Consider the following 19766-nt stretch of genomic DNA (forward strand, 5'->3'; position numbering starts at 1 on the left):
GTGCCGAACAAGCCCGCATCACGCGTCCAGCTCCTCGTCCAGCGCCCGGAACAGCTCCTCGTCCGTGGCCGCGGCCAGGTCCTCCTGCGGCGCGTCGCCGGCGGCGGCCTCCCACTGGCGCAGCGCCGCCCGCAGCCGCTCCCGGACCGTGGGCAGGTCCGCGCTGTCGGCCGTGACCGAGGCGAGCAGCCGGTCCAGTTCGGCCACCGGATCCTCCTTCGGCACCAGCAGACCGAGCAGGTGCCCGGCCAGGGCCGAGGGGGTGGGGAAGTCGAACGCCAGCGTCGTGGGCAGCCGCAGTCCGGTCGCCGAGCCGAGCCGGTTGCGCAGCTCCACCGAGGTCAGCGAGTCGAACCCGATCTCCTTGAAGGCCCGTTCGGCGGCGACGTCGTCGGCCGTCCCGTGCCCGAGTACGGCTGCCACCTGCTCCCGGACGACGGCGAGTACCGCCTGCTCCCGCTCCGGGCCGCGCAGCGCCGCCAGGCGCCGGCCGAGCGAGGTGGCGTCGTCACCACCGCGCGTGACCTGAGCGGCACGGCGGACCGAAGGCGCCTTCACCAGCGAGCGCAGGACGGCCGGCAGCTCGCCCGACTCGGCGCGGGCCCGCAGCGCGGACCGGTCCAGCGGGGCCGGGGCCAGCAGCGGCGCGTCGGCCGCCAGTGTCGCGTCGTACAGCGCCATGCCCTGCTCGAACGTCATCGGCGCGAGGCCGCCGCGGGCGATTCGCGCCAGGTCCGTGGAGTCGAGATGGCCCGTCATGCCGCTCGCATCGCCCCACATGCCCCAGGCCAGTGAGGTCGCGGGCAGCCCCCGAGCGCGGCGGTGCCCGGCGAGGGCGTCCAGGAACACGTTGGCCGCCGCGTAGTTGGCCTGCCCGGCGCCGCCGAGGAGACCGGACATCGAGGAGAACAGTACGAACGACGACAGGTCGTGGCCCCGGGTCAGCTCGTGCAGATGCCAGGCGGCATCCGCCTTCGGCCGCAGCACCGACTCCACCTCCGCCCCGGTCAGCGATGTCAGGACACCGTCGTCGAGGACACCGGCCGCATGGACGACGGAGGTCAGCGGGTGCTCGGCCGGGACCGACTCCAGGAGCCGGGCCAGCGCGTCGCGGTCCGCGACGTCGCAGGCCGCCACCCGGACCTCGGCGCCGAGCGCGGTCAGCTCCGCGGTCAGCTCGGCCGCGCCCGGGGCCTCCGGTCCGCGCCTGCCGGTCAGGAGCAGCCGCCGCGCGCCGCGCGTGGTCACCAGATGCCGGGCGAGCGCGGAGCCCAGGGTGCCCGTACCGCCGGTGATCAGGACGGTGCCGTCCGCGGGGCCCGTGGCGGGCAGCGTCAGCACGATCTTTCCGACGTGCCGGGCCTGGGAGAAGAAACGGAACGCGGCCGGCGCCCGCTGCACGTCCCAGGTCGTGACCGGCAGCGGCTCCAGCACGCCCCGCTCGAACAGGGCCAGCACCTCGGCCAGCACCTCACCGACCAACTCCGGTTCCATGTCGAGCAGTTCGAACGGCTGGTACGAGACTCCCGGGTGTCCGGCAGCCACCTCGTCGGCCTCGCGCAGATCCGCGATGCCCATCTCGACGAAGCGTCCGCCGCGCGGCAGCAACCGCAACGAGGCGTCGATGAACTCCCCGGTGAGGGAGTTCAGGACGACGTCCACTCCGTCTCCGCCGGTCGCGGAGGAGAACTCCGTCTCGAACGCGGTGTCCCGGGAGCCGGCGATCCGCTGGGCGGGAACCCCCAGCGACCGCAGCACACCCCACTTCCCGGGACTCGCCGTCGCGAACACCTCCGCGCCGAGATGCCGGGCCACCTGCAGCGCGGCGAGACCGACGCCGCCCGCCGCCGCGTGGATCAGCACCCGCTCCCCGGCGCGCAGCCCGGCCAGCCTCGCCAGTCCGTAGTACGCCGTGGTGAACACCGCCGGCACGCCCGCGGCCTGCGCGAACGACCACCCGTCGGGGATCCTGGCGAGCAGCCGCCGGTCGGCGACCGCGACCGGCCCCACCGCGCCGGGCACCAGACCGAACACCCGGTCCCCGACCGCGAGGCCCTCCACCCCGGGGCCGGTCTCCAGGACGGTCCCCGCCGCCTCGGTACCCAGCGGGGCACCCACCGGGACCATGCCCAGGACGGTCAGGACGTCACGGAAGTTCAGGCCCGCGGCACGCACCCCGATCCGCACCTGTCCCGCTTCGAGCGGTGCTCCGGCGGCCGGGTGAGCCGCCGCGTACAGGTCGTCGGGCGACCCGCCGGGTGTCTCCAGGCGCCACGCCGAGCCGTCTCCGGGCAGCTCGATCGTGCTCGGCGCCTCCGCCCTGGCCAGCCGCGGTACGTACACGTCACCGTCGCGCAGGGCCAGTTGCGGTTCACCGGTGGCCAGCGCGCCGGGCAGCGCGCGCAGGGACGCGTCGCCGCCGTCCCAGTCCACGACGACGATCCGGCCGGGGTTCTCCGTCGCCGCGGACCGCAGCAGGCCCCAGGCCGGTGCCGCCGCGAGATCCACGGTGTCGCCCGGCCGCACGCCGACCGCCCGGCCCGTCAGCACCACGAGCCGTGCCTGCGGGCGGTCGTCGGCCGTCAGCCACTCCTGGAGCCGGGTGAGCAGCGCCGTCATGCCCGACCCGACGGATCCCGGCAGCGACGCCCCCGTGTCCGGAGTGTGCCAGGACAGCAGATCCAGTTCGGCGGCGTCCGGCGGAGCCGGCGCACCGAGCACCGCCGCGTCCAGGACGTCGGGCGCCGGGCCCAGCACGGTGTACGGCGGCAGCGGCGCCTGCTCGGACGTGGACAGCGGCGTCCACTCCAGCGTGTGCAGGGCATCGGCCGTCGCCGACCGCCCCGGCCGTGCCGGCAACCGGTCGGGCGACACCGGGCGCAGGGTCAACGACTGCGCCGTCAGCACCGGGGCGCCCTGGGGGTCCGCGACCGACAGGGTCACCGCGTCCTCGCCCGCGCCGCGCGACAGCGACACCCTCAGCGCGGTGGCTCCGACGGCGTGCAGCGTCACCCCGGACCAGCTGAACGGAAGGTGGACCCCCTCGCCGAGGAACGAGCCCAGCGCCATCGCGTGCAACGCCGAGTCCAGCAGGGCCGGGTGCACCCCGAACCGGGCGGCGTCCGCGTGCAGTTCGGGCGTCAGCTCCACTTCCGCGTACACGGTGGCGCCGTCGGCCGAGCGCCACGCGGCGCCGAGATTGCGGAACGCGGAACCGTACGTGTAGCCGAGGGCGGCCAGGTCCTCGTACAGGTCCTCGACGTCGAGGGGAGCCGCGTCCTGCGGCGGCCAGACCGCGTCGGGGTCGGGCACGCCGGCCTCGGTGGACACGAGGAAACCGGTCGCGTGCTGCGTCCACGCGTCGGCGTCGGAGGCGTCGGGCCGGGAGTGGATGGTGACCCGGCGCCGGCCGGACTCGTCCGGTCCCTCGACCCCCACCTGCACGCGCATCCCGCCGTCGGCCGCGAACACCAGCGGCGCCTCCAGCGTCAGCTCCTCGACCGCCAGACCGCCCGCCGACTGCCCGGCTTCGAGAGCGAGTTCGAGGAGTGCGGTGCCGGGCAGCAGGGCGGTGCCGTCGAGCCCGTGGTCGGCGAGCCAGGGATGCGTGCGGGGGGAGACGCGTCCGGTCAGCAGCAGCGCGTCGCCCTCGGCCACCGTGGTCGCGGCGGTGAGGAACGGGTGGTCGGCGGCGTCGAGCCCGAGACTGCCCGCGTCGCTCTGCGCGGCCGGTCCTTCCAGCCAGTAGCGGCGCTGCTGGAAGGGGTAGGTGGGCAGGTCGCGGGGGTGGATCGTGGCGGGCGGGAGGTGCCAGTCGACGGGGAGGCCGTGGGTGTGGAGGTGGGCGAGCGAGAGACGGAAGCGGCTGAGAGTTCCCTCGTTTCTGCGGAGGGTTGGGGTGATGAGGGTGGTGGTGGGGAGGGTGTCGGTGAGGGCGTGGGTGAGGACGGGGTGGGGGCTGATTTCGATGTAGGTGGTGTGGTTGTGGTTGGCGAGGGTGGTGAGGGTGGGGTGGAGTTGGACGGGGTTGGCGAGGTTGTCGTACCAGTAGGTGGCGTTGAGTTGGGTGGTGTCGATGGGTGTGGTGTGGAGGGTGGAGTAGAAGGCGGTGGTGGTGGGGGTGGGGGTGATGTCGTGGAGTTGGGTGTGGAGGGTGTCGTGGAGGGGGTGGACGTGGGGGGTGTGGGAGGCGTAGTCGACGGGGATGGTGCGGGCTCGGATGCCTTGGGTGTTGAGGTGGTTGACGAGGTGGTGGAGTTGGTGGGGGTTTCCGGCGATGACGGTGGTGGTGGGGCTGTTGTGGGCGGCGATGTGGAGGTCGTTGTAGGGGGTGAGGTGGGTGTGGGTTTGGTCGGCGGGGAGGGGGATGGAGGCCATGGCGCCGGTGCCGGCGAGGTGGTGGTGGATGGTTTGGGAGCGGAGGGTGACGATTTTTGCGGCGTCGTCGAGGGTGAGGGCGCCGGCGATGTGGGCGGCGGTGATTTCGCCTTGGGAGTGGCCGATGACGGCGTCGGGGTGGATGCCGTGGTGTTGCCAGAGGCGGGCGAGGGCGGTCATGACGGCGAAGAGGGCGGGTTGGACGATGTCGACGCGGTCCAGGGGTGGGGTGTGGGGTTGTGCGGTGAGGACGTCGATGAGGTTCCAGTCGGTGTGTTTGCCGATGGCGTCGGCTGCTTGGGTGAGGTGTTGGGCGAAGACGGGTGAGGTGGCGAGGAGGTCGCGTGCCATGCCCTCCCACTGCGAACCCTGACCCGGAAACACGAACACGGTCTTCCCCGCCGACTCCGCCCGGGTGCCGCGCACCACGTGCGGACTGGTGCTGTCCGCCGCCACGGCGTCCAGCGCGGCCAGCAGTTCCGAGCGGTCACCGGCGACCAGCACCGCACGGTGGTCCAGCGCCGTTCGTCCCTCCGCCAGGAGGCGGGCCGCGTCGGCGGGGCGCAGCTCCGGGTGCTCCTCCACGTACGCGCGAAGCCGTTCCGCCTGGGCGCGCAGGGCCTGTTCCGACTGCCCCGACAGCAGCCAGGGTGCCGGGCCGTCCGGAACCGGCGGCTCCGTACCGGGCTCCGTCTCCTGTGCGGCCTCCTCGATGATGACGTGTGCGTTCGTGCCGCTCATCCCGAAGCCCGAGACACCCGCCCGGCGGGGGCGCCCCTCGGAGGTCCACTCCCGTGCCTCGGTGAGCAGCTCGACGGCGCCCGCCGACCAGTCGACGTGCGGGGTGGGCTCATCGACGTGGAGGGTGCGGGGCAGGACGCCGTGCCGCAGGGCCTCGACCATCTTGATGATCCCGCCGACACCGGCCGCGGCCTGCGTGTGCCCGATGTTGGATTTCAGCGAGCCGAGCCACAACGGCCGCTCGGGCGCCCGCTCCTGACCGTACGTCGCGATGATCGCCTGCGCCTCGATGGGGTCGCCGAGGGTGGTGCCCGTGCCGTGCGCCTCCATCGCGTCGACGTCGGCGGGTGTCAGGCCCGCATCGGCGAGCGCGGCGTGGATGACCCGCTGCTGGGAGGGACCGTTGGGGGCGGTCAGCCCATTGCTGGCACCGTCCTGGTTCGCCGCGGTGCCGCGCACCACCGCCAGCACGTGGTGGCCGTTGCGGCGGGCGTCCGAGAGCCGCTCCACCAGCAGCAGCCCCACGCCCTCACCGAACGCGGTGCCGTCGGCGCCCGCCGCGAACGCCTTGCAGCGGGCGTCCGGGGCGAGCCCGCGCTGGCGGCTGAAACCGATGAAGATGTCCGGGTTGGCGAGCACCGTCGCGCCACCGGCGAGTGCCAGATCGCACTCGCCCTGGCGCAGCGACCGGACCGCGAGGTGCAGGGCCACCAGGGACGACGAGCACGCGGTGTCGACCGTCACCGCCGGCCCCTCCAGTCCGAGGGTGTAGGCGATACGGCCGGAGGCGATGCTGCCCGCGCTGCCGATACCGAGGTAGCCCTCCATGTCGGCGGGCAGCCGCACCCGGGACCCGTAGTCGGTGTAGACGACCCCGGCGAACACGCCGGTGCGCGAGCCGTGCAGGGACGCGGGGTCGATGCCGGCCCGCTCGAACGCCTCCCACGCCGTCTCCAGCAGCAGCCGCTGCTGCGGGTCCATGCTGGTCGCCTCGCGCGGGCTGATCCCGAAGAACGCCGGGTCGAACCGGTCGGCGTCGTGCAGGAACCCGCCCTCGCGCGCGTACGAGGTGCCCGCACGCGTCGGATCGGGGTCGAAGAGCCGGTCCAGGTCCCAGCCCCGGTTGTCGGGGAACGGCGAGATCACGTCGGCCTCGTCGGCCACCACCCGCCACAGGTCCTCCGGTGAGCGCACCCCGCCCGGGTAGCGGCACGCCATGGCGACGATGGCGATCGGCTCCCCGTCGTACGCCGCCGTCCCCGGCACGACGGCCGGGGCGTCGGCGGCGATGCCGAGCAGCCCGCTCCGCAGGAAGTCCGCGAGCGCCCGGGGCGAGGGGTGGTCGAAGACCAGCGTGGTGGGCAGCTTGAGGCCGGTGGCGGCGGTCAGCCGGTTGCGCAGCTCCACCGCGGTCAGCGAGTCGAAGCCGAGGTCCTTGAAGGCACGGCCCGGCTCGACGGTGTCGGTGCCCGAGAGGCCGAGCACACCGCCGACCTGGGTACGGATCAGATCCAGCAGGGTCCGGGTCTGGTCCGGCTCGCTCAGCCCCGCCAGTGACGCGGCCAAAGTGCTCGCCCCGGCGCCGCTCGCCGACGCGGCGGTGCGCACGGTGCGGACCAGGGAGCGCAGCGGCGGCGGCAGCAGCCCGGAGTCGGCCCAGGTGGCGAGCGCCGCCCGGTTGAACCGCGCCGCGAGCAGCGTCGGCCGGACGGTGCGCAGGGCGAGCCCGGACAGTGCCGCGCTCTGCCCTGCCGCGAACCTGACCAGCCCGCCGCGCACCACGGCGTCGGGTGTCTCGGCGCGCGGCCCCCAGGCGACGGAGACGGCGGGCAGGCCCAGGGCGCGCCGGTGATGGGCCAGTGCGTCCAGCTGCGCGCCCACGGCGGCGGCCACCGCGAGTCCCGTGCCGCCGAGGGTGGCCGACGCCTCGGGCGACAGCAGGGTGAACGACGCCAGCTCCAGCCCCAGCGTGAGCTCGTGCAGATTCCAGGCGGCGTCCGCCGCCGTGCTCAGCCCCTCGGTGAACGGGCCCTGCTCCAGCGAGGTCAGCAGCTCCAGCGGCGCCTCGGCGGCCACATGGATCACGTCCGTCAGCCGCTGACCGGCCGGCAGGGACGCGAGCGCTGCGGCCACCGCGTCCCGGTCCGCCGCAGTGCCGTCGGCGACCACCACCTCGGCGCCCCGTTCCGCCAGCAGGCCCGGCAGGTCGGCATCGGCGCCGAGCAGCAGGACGCGGCGCGCGCCCAGCTCCGCGACGGCATGGTCCGCGACGGCGGCGGCGAGATCCCCGCCGCCCGACACCAGCACCGTCCCGTCCGGCTCCGGTGCCGGGCGGGCGCCGGAGAGCTCCTCGTCGTCCAGGCGGATCAGCCGCGGCACGTACGCCACTCCCGCCCGCACGGCGACCTGCGGTTCGTCCGAGGCGAGCGCAGCCCGCAGCGCGCCCGGCGAGCCGGCGTCGCCGTCCAGGTCCACGAGCCCGATGCGGTGCGGGTGTTCCGACTGCGCGACCCGCACCAGGCCCCACACCGGCGCCGGCGCCAGGTCCTGTACGTCGTCGGGGCGGGCGGTGACCGCGTGCCGCGTCAGGACGACCAGCCGGGTGGCCGCGCACCGCTCGTCGGCCAGCCAGCTCTGCAGCGCGGGCAGGACGGCGGCCGCGGACGGGGCGGGCAACAGGGCATGGGTGGGGGCCCCGGTCTCCGCGGTGCCGTCGAGAAACGCCTCGACCGTGTCGTACGCGACGGCGTCGATGCCCGGTACGGGCTCGCCGATGAGTGCCAAGGAGCCGGCCTGCGTGTCCGACTCCGCGGGAGCGAGCGGCAGTTCCGGCCATTCGAGCGCGGTCAGCCAGTCGGCCCGTGCCCCGCTCGCGGCGAGCGGAGCGCCGTCCGTCACCGGGGCGAGGGCGAGCGCCGCGGCGGTCAGTACGGGGGCATCCTCCGTGTCGTAGGCGGCGAGCGTGTATCCGTCGCCGTGCCGGGTGAGCGAGACGCGCAGTGCGGTGGCTCCGACGGCGTGCAGCACGACGTCCTGCCAGGCGTGCGGCAGCAGGGGTGCCTCGTCGGCCTCGGCGAGGACGGGCTGCAGTGCGGCGGCGAGCAGCGCGGGGTGCGCCCCGTAGCGGACGGCTTCCGTGTCGTCCGGGTCCGGCAGTGTGACCTCGGCGTGGACCGTTCCGTCGTCGCTCCGCCACACCGCGTGCAGTCCGTCGAACGCGGGTCCCGGGGCCAGGCCGAGCTCGGCCAGCCGCACGCGGATGTCCTCGGGAGCCACCTGCGTCGCGCCCGCGGGCGGCCAGGAGCCCGGCCGCCGGGACGGCGGCTCCGTCACGGGTGGCGCGAGCACCCCGGTGGCGTGGGTGGTCCACGGCCGCCGCAGCGGCTCGGCGTCGGCCGCCTCGTCGTCGAACGGGCGTGCGTGCACGCCGAGTTCGCGCTCGCCGTCGGGCCCCGGCGGGCCCACGGTCAGCTGCAGGTCCAGACCGCCGGAGGAGGGAAGCGCGAGGGGCGCACCGAGCCGGAGCGTGGCGACCGTCAGTCCGTCCAGCAACTGGGCGGCGTGCAGTGCGAGTTCGAGGTGCGCGGTGCCGGGCAGCACGGGCACGCCGTCGACGGTGTGGTCGGCGAGCCAGGGGTGGGTACGGGCCGAGACGCGTCCGGTCAGCAGGAGGGCGTCGCCCTCGGCGAGGGTCGTCGCCGCGCTCAGCAGCGGGTGCCGCGTGGTGTGCAGTCCGAGGCTCTCCGGGTTTCCCCCGGTCGCCGCGTCCTCCAGCCAGTAGCGGCGCTGCTGGAAGGGGTAGGTGGGCAGGTCGTGCGGGGGGACGGCGGGCTGCGGAAGTGCGGGCGTCCAGTCGACCGGCACGCCGTGGGCGTGCAGCTGCGCGAGCGAGAGACGGAAGCGGCTGAGAGTTCCCTCGTTTCTGCGGAGGGTTGGGGTGATGAGGGTGGTGGTGGGGAGGGTGTCGGTGAGGGCGTGGGTGAGGACGGGGTGGGGGCTGATTTCGATGTAGGTGGTGTGGTTGTGGTTGGCGAGGGTGGTGAGGGTGGGGTGGAGTTGGACGGGGTTGGCGAGGTTGTCGTACCAGTAGGTGGCGTTGAGTTGGGTGGTGTCGATGGGTGTGGTGTGGAGGGTGGAGTAGAAGGCGGTGGTGGTGGGGGTGGGGGTGATGTCGTGGAGTTGGGTGTGGAGGGTGTCGTGGAGGGGGTGGACGTGGGGGGTGTGGGAGGCGTAGTCGACGGGGATGGTGCGGGCTCGGATGCCTTGGGTGTTGAGGTGGTTGACGAGGTGGTGGAGTTGGTGGGGGTTTCCGGCGATGACGGTGGTGGTGGGGCTGTTGTGGGCGGCGATGTGGAGGTCGTTGTAGGGGGTGAGGTGGGTGTGGGTTTGGTCGGCGGGGAGGGGGATGGAGGCCATGGCGCCGGTGCCGGCGAGGTGGTGGTGGATGGTTTGGGAGCGGAGGGTGACGATTTTTGCGGCGTCGTCGAGGGTGAGGGCGCCGGCGATGTGGGCGGCGGTGATTTCGCCTTGGGAGTGGCCGATGACGGCGTCGGGGTGGATGCCGTGGTGTTGCCAGAGGCGGGCGAGGGCGGTCATGACGGCGAAGAGGGCGGGTTGGACGATGTCGACGCGGTCCAGGGGTGGGGTGTGGGGTTGTGCGGTGAGGACGTCGATGAGGTTCCAGTCGGTGTGTTTGCCGATGGCGTCGGCTGCTTGGGTGAGGTGTTGGGCGAAGACGGGTGAGGTGGCGAGGAGGTCGCGTGCCATGCCCTCCCACTGCGAACCCTGACCCGGAAACACGAACACCGTCCGGCCGTGATCCCGCGCGGCCCCCTCCACCACGTTGCCCGCAGGCACTCCCCGGGCAAGGGAGTCCAGAGCCCCGATCAGCTCCTCCCGGTCCTGCGCCACGACCACGGCCCGCCGCTCCAACTGGCTGCGTCCCTCCGCCAGGAGGCGTGCGGCGTCGGGCGGTTGCAGGTCCGGGTGCTCCTCCACGTACGTCCGCAACTGCCCGGCCTGCGCGCGCAGGGCATCCTCGGAGTGCGCCGACAGCAGCCAGGGTGCCGGCCCTTGCGGCGCCACCGGCTCTGCCGGTTCGTCGTGCGCGGTGGGCTGTTCGAGGATGACGTGGGCGTTGGTGCCGCTGATGCCGAAGGAGGAGACGGCTGCGCGTCGCGGCCGGTCGTCGGTGGCTGGCCAGTCCTGGTCCTCGGTGAGCAGCTCGACGGCGCCCGCCGACCAGTCGACGTGCGGGGTGGGTTCGTCGACGTGGAGGGTGCGGGGCAGGACGCCGTGGTGCATGGCCTCGACCATCTTGATGATCCCGCCGACACCGGCCGCGGCCTGGGTGTGCCCGATGTTGGATTTCAGCGAGCCGAGCCACAACGGCCGCTCGGGCGCCCGCTCCTGACCGTAGGTGTTGAGGAGTGCCTGGGCCTCGATGGGGTCGCCGAGGGTGGTGCCGGTGCCGTGCGCCTCGACCGCGTCGACGTCCGCGGCGGACAGGCCCGCATCCGCCAGGGCGGCCCGGATCACCCGCTGCTGGGAGGGACCGTTCGGCGCCGACAACTGGCCGCTCGTACCGTCCTGGTTGACCGCGGATCCCCGCACGACCGCGAGCACCGGATGGCCCGCGCGGCGGGCGTCGGAGAGCCGCTCCACCAGGAGCAGGCCCGTCCCCTCACCCCAGCCCGTGCCGTCCGCCGCCGCGGAGAACGCCTTGCAGCGCCCGTCCGGCGACAGCCCGCGCTGCCGGCTGAACTCCACGAACAGCCCTGGCGACGCGATCACCGTCGCGCCGCCCGCCAGCGCCAGGTCGCACTCGCCCTGCCGCAGTGACCGGATCGCCAGATGCAGCGCCACCAGCGAGGACGAGCAGGCCGTGTCGACGGTGACGGCCGGGCCCTCCAGGCCGAACGTGTACGAGAGCCGGCCCGAGGCGACCGAACCCGCGCTGCCCGTGCCGATGTACCCCTCCAGGCCGTCCGGCGCCTGCTGGATGCGTCCGCCGTAGTCCGCGTACATGACACCCGCGAAGACCCCGGTGCGCGAGCCGCGCAGCGACCGCGGATCGATCCCGGCCCGCTCGAACGTCTCCCACGCCGTCTCCAGCAGCAGCCGCTGCTGTGGGTCGATGGCGACGGCCTCGCGCGGGCTGATCCCGAAGAACGCCGGGTCGAACCGGTCGGCGTCGTGCAGGAACCCGCCCTCGCGGGCGTACGACGTGCCGGTCCGCTCGGGATCGGGGTCGTACAGGCCCGCGAGGTCCCAGCCCCGGTTGTCCGGGAACGCGGAGACGGCGTCGGTGCCCGACTCCACGATCCGCCACAGATCCTCCGGTGAGCGCACCCCGCCCGGATAGCGGCAGGCCATGGCCACGATCGCGATCGGCTCGTGCCGTTCGGCCTCCACCTCGGACAGGCGCTGACGGGTCTGCATCAGGTCGTTCGTCACGCGCTTGAGATAGTCGCGCAGCCGATCCTCGTTCGTCATGGGTGGTCAACTCTCCTCGAAGGACGGAAGGTCCGGGGTCGCGGGCGGAGCGGGGCGAGCGGGCGGCCGGTCAGCCGGAGCCGAGCTGGTCGTCGATCAGGTGGAACAGCTCGTCGTCGGTGGCGGTGGTGAGACGGTCGGTCTCCGGTCCGGACGGGGTGTCGGTGCGCGTGCCGGGGTTGAGACGCCCGAGGACCGCGGCCAGGCGGACGGCGAGGCGGTCCCGGGCCTGCTCGTCGAGGCCGTCGGAGCCGACGGCCGCCTCCAGGCCGGTCAGGTGCTCAAGGACGGCGGAGGCCGCTCCCGGAAGCCGGTCGGACAGTTCGTGGTGCAGGTGCGCGGCCAGGGCGTGCGCGGTCGGGTGGTCGAACAGCACGGTCGTGGGCAGCCGCAGGCCGGTCTCGGCGCCGAGCCGGTTGCGCAGCTCGACCGCGGTCAGCGAGTCGAAGCCGAGGTCCATGAGCCCCCGGTCCGCGGGCACCGCCTTGCCCGGGGCGTGCTGGAGCACCTCGGCGATCGTGGTGCGCACGAGGTCGAGTGCCACGCGCGGCCGGTCCGCCTCGCCCGCCTCGGCCAGTTTGCGCAGCCACGGCAAGGTGTCGGCGGCGGTGGCGCCCTGCCGGCTCCGGCCCGCTGCGGAGGGGCCGGGGACCCGTACGAGCGTGCGCAGCAGCGGCGGGACGCGCTCCGGATCGCCGAGGCCGCGCAGGGCCGTGGTGTCCAGCCGCACCGGTACGGTCGCGGCGAGCCCGGACGACAGCGCCGCGTCGAACAGGGCCAGTCCGTCCGCTGCCGCCAGCGGTGCCACACCGGTGCGGGCGATGCGGGCCAGGTCGGCGGCGGACAGGGCCCCGCCCATGCCGTCCTCGGCCTGCCACATGCCCCAGGCGAGCGACGCCGCCGGCAGCCCGAGCGCGTGGCGGTGCTGGGCGAGGGCGTCCAAGTAGGCGTTCGCGGCCGCATAGTTGGCCTGGCCGGCGTTGCCGATGACACCGGCCACCGACGAGAACAGCACGAACGCCCGGAGGTGCGGCGCCGATTGCGCGGTCAGTTCGTGCAGCAGCCGTGCGGCGTCCGCCTTCGCCCGCAGGACGTCGCGCACCGCGGCCTCGTCGAGCGCTTCGAGCGTGCCGTCGCGTGTGACACCGGCGGCGTGCACGACCGCGGACAGCGGCCGGTCGGCGGGGACGTCCGCGAGCAGCGCGGTGAGCGCGGTCCGGTCGGCGGTGTCGCAGGCGACCACGCGGGCCTCGGCGCCGAGCGCGGTGAGCCGCTCCACGAGCTGCCCGGCGCCCGGCGCCGCCGGCCCGCGGCGGCTGGTCAGCAGCAGATGCCGCACGCCGTACCGGGTGACGAGGTGCTCGGCGAGAAGCCCGCCGAGCGCTCCGGTGGCCCCGGTGAGCAGTACCGTGCCGTCCGGGTCGAGCGGGGTCTCCCGCGATGCGGGCGCCGTCACCCGGACGAGGCGCGGTACGAGGACGCGGCCCGCGCGAAGGGCGAACTGCGGCTCTCCGGACGCCACGGCGGCAGGCAGCGCGCGCAGCGAGGCCTCGGTGCCGTCGGTGTCGGCCAGCACGAACCGGCCGGGATGCTCCGTCTGGGCGGTGCGGACGAGGCCCCACAGCGCTGCGTGGCCGAGGGCGTCGAGCGGTTCACCGTCCTCCGGCGCGGTCGCACCGGTCGTCACGACGACCAGCGGGCCCGTGGCGCCGGCGCCGTCGAGCCGGGCGCGCAGAGCGGGCAGTACGTGACGCACGGCCGCGTGCGGGTCCCGTGCCGCGTCGTCCGGCGCGTGCAGGGCGTCGTACGGGGGTGAGACCGCCGTGGCGTCCTGTGCGGCCGGATCGAGCGGAGCCCACGCCACGCGGTGCAAGGACCGGGTCGTCCCGCGCGAGGACGCGAGCTGCGCGGGATCGACGGCGCGGATCGTCAGACCGTCGGCCGTCAGCACGGGCGCACCCGACTCGTCCGTGAACTCCAGAGCGACGGACTCCCCTTGACCGTTTCCGGCCGCCGTCAGCCGTACGCGCAGGGCGGCGGCACCGGTGGCGTGCAGCCGCACACCGTGCCATGCGAACGGCACCCGCAGGCCGCCGTCGGGTCCGGGGCCGTCCAGGGCGAGCGGGTGCAGCGCCGCGTCGAGCAGGGCGGGATGCACGGTGAAACCGTCGTCGTCGATGCCCGAGGGCAGGGCGATCTCGGCGAGGTGCTCGCCGCCCGCACCCCGCCAGGCGGCCCGCAGACCACGGAAGGCGGGACCGTACGCGTAGCCCAGCGAGGCCAGCCGCTCGTACGCGTCGGACACGGACACCGCGTCCGCGCCGGCCGGAGGCCAGGGCCCGGGGGACGCGGACGGCACCGAGGCGTCGTCGGGCGCGAGCACACCGGAGGCATGCGTCGTCCACTGCCCCTCATCGGCCGCGTCCTCCCGGGCGTGCACCGTGAAGGTGCGCAGACCCGCCTCGTCCGGCGGGCCCACGGTCGCCTGAATCCGCACAGCTCCTTCCTCCGGCAGGACCAGGGGCGCGTGCAGGGCGAGTTCCCGCACCACGGGACTCGCGCTCTCCAGCCCCGCGTACAGGGCGAGTTCGAGGAGTGCGGTGCCCGGCAGCACGGCCGAGCCGGACATCGTGTGGTCCGCCGCCCACGGGTGCGTACGGTGGGACAGGCGGCCCGTGTAGACGGTGCCGGCGCCGTCGGCGAGGTCGACGGCCGCGCCGAGCAGCGGGTGCCGGGCACCCGACAGCCCGGCCGCACCGAGGTCGCCGCCGCGCCCGGCGGGCACGTCCAGCCAGTAGCGCTCCCGCTGGAACGGGTAGGTGGGCAGTTCGGTCAGCTCGCCCGTGCCGTGGTGGGCCTGCCAGTCCACCGGGACGCCCGCGACGTGCAGGCCGCCGAGCGCGGTGGCGAACGACGTCCCCTCGGGCCGGTCACGGCGCTGCAGTGGCAGCAGGGTCCTCGTCGCGTCGAGTTCCGCGAGCGTCTCCTCGGCCATCGCGGTCAGCACGGCGTCGGGCCCGACCTCCAGATAGACCCTGATGCCTTCGGAGTGCAGGGTGCGCACCCCGTCGGCGAAGCGCACGGACTGCCGTACGTGTCGCACCCAGTGGTCGGGGGACGCCGGTTCGTCCGGGTCCGCGACACGGCCGGTGAGGTCGGAGACGAACGGCAGCCGCGCGGGGCCGAACTCGATGCCCTCCAGGACCTGCCGGAACTCCGCCAGCATCGGTTCCATCAGGGGCGAGTGGAAGGCGTGGCTGACGGTCAGCCGCCGCGTCCTGGCCCCCTGGGCGCGGGCCCGCTCGGCCACGGTGTGGACCGCGTCCTCCGTACCCGAGACGACCGTCGCACGAGGGGCGTTGAGCGCGGCGATCCCGGCCCGGTCCTCGAAGCCGGTGAGCAGCGCGAGCGCCTCCTCCTCGGTCACCGAGAGCGCCACCATGGCTCCACCGGACGGGAGTTGCTGCATCAGCCTGCCGCGCGCCGTCACCAGACGGGCCGCGTCGGGCAGCGACAGGACACCGGCCGCGTGGGCGGCGGCGACCGCACCCACGGAGTGACCGAGCACGGCGTCGGGCCGCACCCCACGGCTCGCCGCAAGCCGCAGCAGGGCCACCTGGTGGGCGAAGAGCGCCGGCTGCGTGAACGCGGTCTCGTCGAGCGCCGGGTCCGCCCCGAACACGAGATCCCGCAGCGACCGGCCCAGCAGCGGGTCGATCACCTCGCACACCTCGTCGTACGCGGCGGCGAACTCGTCGTAACCTTCGTAGAGTTCACGTCCCATGCCGGGACGCTGGCTGCCCTGGCCGGTGAAGAGGAACGCGGTGCGCGGCGCCGGATCCGAGGACGCCGTCCCGTGCAGCAGCGCAGGCGTGTTCCCGCCTTCCTGCAGTGCGCCCAGGGCCCGTAGTACCTCCCCGCGTCCGCCGCCCGCCACGATGGCGGCGCGGTGCGCGTGCTCGGCGACTCCGGCAGCCGACGACCGGGCGAGCACGGCCGGCGCGAGACCGGGACGGGCCTCGGTGACTTCCCGGAGCTGCCGCGCCCGGGACCGCAGGGCCCGCTCGGTGTGGCCGGACAGCAGGATCACCGGATCGGAGATCTGCCGCTGTGGCGCTTCCCCGTCCGCCGGCTCACCGGACGCCTCGTTCCAGGCCGCGGGGTGTTCGAGGATGACATGGGCGTTGGTGCCGCTGATGCCGAAGGACGACACCCCGGCCCGCCGCGGCCGGTTCCGGTCCGGCCACGGTGTCGGCTCGGTGAGCAGCGCGACGGCACCCGCCGACCAGTCGACATGCGGAGTCGGAGCGTCGATGTGCAGACTGCGGGGCAGCAACCCGTGCCGCATGGCGAGCACCGACTTGATGACACCGGCGACACCGGCCGCGGCCTGGGTGTGCCCGATGTTGGACTTCACCGAACCGAGCCACAACGGCTGCTCGTCGGCGCGGTCCTGTCCGTAGGTGGCCAGGAGGGCCTGGGCCTCGATGGGGTCGCCGAGGGTGGTGCCGGTGCCGTGCGCCTCGACCGCGTCGACATCGGCGGGCGTCAGGCCCGCGTCGGCGAGCGCGGCCCGGATGACCCGCTGCTGGGAGGGACCGTTCGGCGCGGTCAGACCGTTGCTGGCGCCGTCCTGGTTGACGGCCGAACCCTTGAGGACCGCGAGGACGCGGTGCCCGTTGCGGCGGGCGTCCGAGAGCCGCTCCAGCAGCAGCAGACCCGCGCCCTCGCCCCAGCCCGTGCCGTCCGCCGCCGCGGCGAACGGCTTGCATCGGCCGTCCGCGGACAGGCCACGCTGCCGGCTGAACTCCACGAACGTCGCCGGGCTCGCCATCACCGTGACGCCGCCCGCCACCGCCAGGTCGCACTCGCCGCTGCGCAGCGCCTGCGCGGCGAGGTGCAGGGCCACCAGGGACGAGGAGCAGGCCGTGTCGACGGTGACGGCCGGTCCCTCGAGACCGAAGGTGTAGGCGACCCGGCCCGACGCCACACTGCCCGCACTGCCGCTGACCAGATAGCCCTCGACACCGTCCGGTGCCTGCCCGCCCTGGTGCAGCCGCGCCCCGTAGTCGTTGTACATGACACCGGCGAACACCCCGGTGCGCGAGCCGCGCAGCGAGCGCGGATCGATCCCGGCCCGCTCGAACGCCTCCCACGCGGTCTCCAGGAGCAGACGCTGCTGCGGATCCGTCGTCAGCGCCTCCCGCGGACTCATGCCGAAGAACTCGGGGTCGAAGTCCGCCGCGTCGTACAGGAACCCGCCGTGCCGCGTGGACGAGGTGCCGGTCCGTTCCGCCCCCGGGTCGTACAGCGTCTCCAGGTCCCAGCCGCGGTCGGCCGGGAACTCCGACACCGCGTCCGTGCCCTGCGCGACCAGCCGCCACAGGTCGTCGGGCGAGGCCACCCCGCCCGGGAACCGGCACGCCATCGACACGATCACCACGGGGTCGTCGTCGGGCCGCACGGACGGCGTGGCAGGACCGTCGCCGGCCGCCCGTTCGGTTTCTGCGCCGGGCAACTCGGTGAGGAGCTGCCGGGCGAGCGCGGCGGGGGTCGGGTGGTCGAAGACGAGCGTGGCGGGCAGCCGCAGGCCGGTGGCCGTGCCGAGCCGGTTGCGCAGGTCGACGGCGGCGAGCGAGTCGAAGCCGAGGTCGGTGAAGGCGCGGCCGTCCGCGACCGCGTCGGCGTCGCTGTGCCCCAGTACGGTCGCGACCGTCCGGCGCACGAGATCCAGGACGACCCGCTCGGCCTCCGGCCGGGCGAGCCCGGACAGCCGCTCGGCCAGGGTCCCGCCCTGCCGGGGCCCGGCCGCCGCCGCGGTGCGCCGGGCCGGGCGCGTGCGGGTCAGTGAGCGCAGCGGCACGGGCGGCACCGCGCCCGGCGAGCCGAGCGCGGCCGTGTCGAAGCGGGACGCGACGAGCACCGCGGGCCCGTCCCCGCCGAGCGCCGCGTCGAAGTGGCGCAGCGCCACCTCCACGGGCAGCGGCGCGATCCCGGCCCGCCGCAGCCGGGCCAGGTCCGCCGCCGACAGGGTGGCGCCCATCCCGTCGTGGTCCTCCCACAGCCCCCAGGCCACCGACCGGGCGGGCAGGCCGAGGCCGCGACGGTGGGCGGCGAGCGCATCCAACTGGGCGTTGGCGGCGGCGTAGTTGGCCTGCCCGGCATTGCCGATGACTCCGGCCACGGACGAGAACAGCACGAACGTGGAGAGATCGAGGCCCCGTGTCAGCTCGTGCAGGTGCACGGCCGCGTCGGCCTTGGCGCGCAGAACGGCGTCCAGCCGCTCCGGCGTCAGATCGGTGAGGACGCCGTCGTCCAGGACTCCGGCCGCATGCACGACCCCCGTGAGCGGGTGCTCGTCCGGGACGTCCGCGAGCAGTGCGGCGAGCGCGGCCCGGTCGGACGTGTCGCAGGCGACCAGCTCGGTGTGGGCGCCGAGCCCTTCCAGCCGGTCGAGCAGGTCCGCGGCGCCCGGCGCGGAGGGGCCGCGCCGGCTGGTCAGCAGCAGACGCCGGACGCCGTGCCGGGTGACGAGCCGCTCCGCGATCAGGGCGCCCAGGGCGCCGGTGGCACCGGTGAGCAGCACCGTCCCCGGGGCCGGGAGGCCCGGCTCCGTGACGGCGGCGACGGTGGCGCGGGCCAGCCTGGGGACCAGCACCGCGCCGTCCCGCAGTGCGAACTGCGGCTGCCCCGACGCGACCGCCGCCTCCAGTGCCGCCTCGGACGCGGCCGTGCCGTCGCTGTCGGCCAGCACGAACCGGTCGGGGAACTCCGTCTGCGCAGTGCGCACCAACCCCCACACGGCGCCCGCCGCCGGGTCGGACACGCTTTCGTCGCCCGCGGCCACGGCTCCCGACGTGACGACGACGAGCCGTTCGTCGCTCTCTCGTCCGGCCCACTCCTGCACCTGTGCCAGGGCGTCCCGGGCCGTACCCACGCGCACCACGTGGAATCCGGTACCGGCGGCCGCCGGGGTCCCATCTCCACCGGGGGCCACCCACCCGATCTCGTACAACGCGTCGTCCGAGGCGGACGCCGTCAAGGTGCCCTTGGGCAGCTGCCGCAGCGCCAGCCGCTCGGCCGTGGCGACGACGGTCCCCGTCGGGTCGGTCAGCAGTACCGAGACGGCGCCGCCCCCGGCCTCCACGGGCGCCAGTCGGACACGCAGCGCCGTGGCCCCCACCGCGCCGAGCCGTACCCCGGCCCAGGTGAACGGGAGCACGACGCCGCTCTCGTCCCGCAGCGGCAGCAGATGGAGTGCCGCGTCCAGCAGCACCGGATGGAGAGCGAACTCGGCTCCGGCAGCGGCCGGTTCGTCGGGCAACCGCACCTCGGCGAACAGTGTGTCGCCCGAGCGCCAGGCGGCATCGAGGCCCCGGAAGGCGGGACCGTACGTGTACCCGAGCCCCGCCAGCTCCTCGTACACCTCGTCCGTGTCGACGCGCCGCGAACCGGCGGGCGGCCATGCGGTCAGGTCCTCGGCCTCCGTGGACTCCGCATCCGGAGCCAGCAGCCCGGTGGCATGACGCTCCCACGGGTCGTCGTCCCCGGCACGGGCGTGCACGGAGAACGACCGCCGCCCCGCCTCGTCCGGCGCGGTCACGCTCACTTGGAGCGACACGGTGCGCTCGGCCGGCAGGACGAGCGGCGCCTCCAGCGTCACCTCCTCGGCCACGACGGCATCCGTGTGCGCGGCGGTCTCCAGGACCAGCCCGACGAACAGCGCGCCCGGCACCAGCGGTACCCCGTCGACCGAGTGGTCGGCCAGCCACGGGAGCCGTTCCGTGCTCAGCTCGGCGGAGAACAACAGCCCTCCGTCCTCCGCGAGTTCCACCGGTTCCCCGAGGAGCGGACCCGACGGGAATGTCGAGCCGTCGAGCCAGTACCGCTTCCGTCGGAACGGATAGGTCGGCAGATCGACTCGTCGAGCCGCCGCGGTGTCCGTGGCGGTGAAGGCCTGCTCCCACTTCACCGGCGTACCCGCGGCGTAGGTCTTCGCGAGCGCGGTCAGAAAACTCCGCTGTTCCCCCTGCCCTCGTCGGAGTAGGGGGATGGTTCCGGGTGTGTGGGGGGTGAGGGTGGCGTCGGGTCCGATTTCGAGGAGGGTGGTGGTGTGGTGGGTGGTGGTGAGGGTGGTGATGTTGTCGTGGTAG

The 19766-nt window shown here is 74.5% G+C and carries 2 protein-coding genes; both read right to left on the reverse strand.

The window, feature by feature from the left end:
- Positions 1 to 18: 18 nt before the first annotated feature.
- The gene (locus ACZ4NT_RS28815) at positions 19 to 11574 is read right to left on the reverse strand and encodes an SDR family NAD(P)-dependent oxidoreductase (RefSeq protein WP_467728235.1); all 11556 of its coding nucleotides are present in this window, start codon (positions 11572 to 11574) and stop codon (positions 19 to 21) included.
- A gap of 109 nt (positions 11575 to 11683) precedes the next feature.
- Entirely contained in the window at positions 11684 to 19585 is a 7902-nt protein-coding gene (locus ACZ4NT_RS28820; protein ID WP_467728227.1) for an SDR family NAD(P)-dependent oxidoreductase, read from the reverse strand.
- Positions 19586 to 19766: the final 181 nt, after the last annotated feature.

Source organism: Streptomyces sp. NPDC026417 (assembly GCF_055567695.1).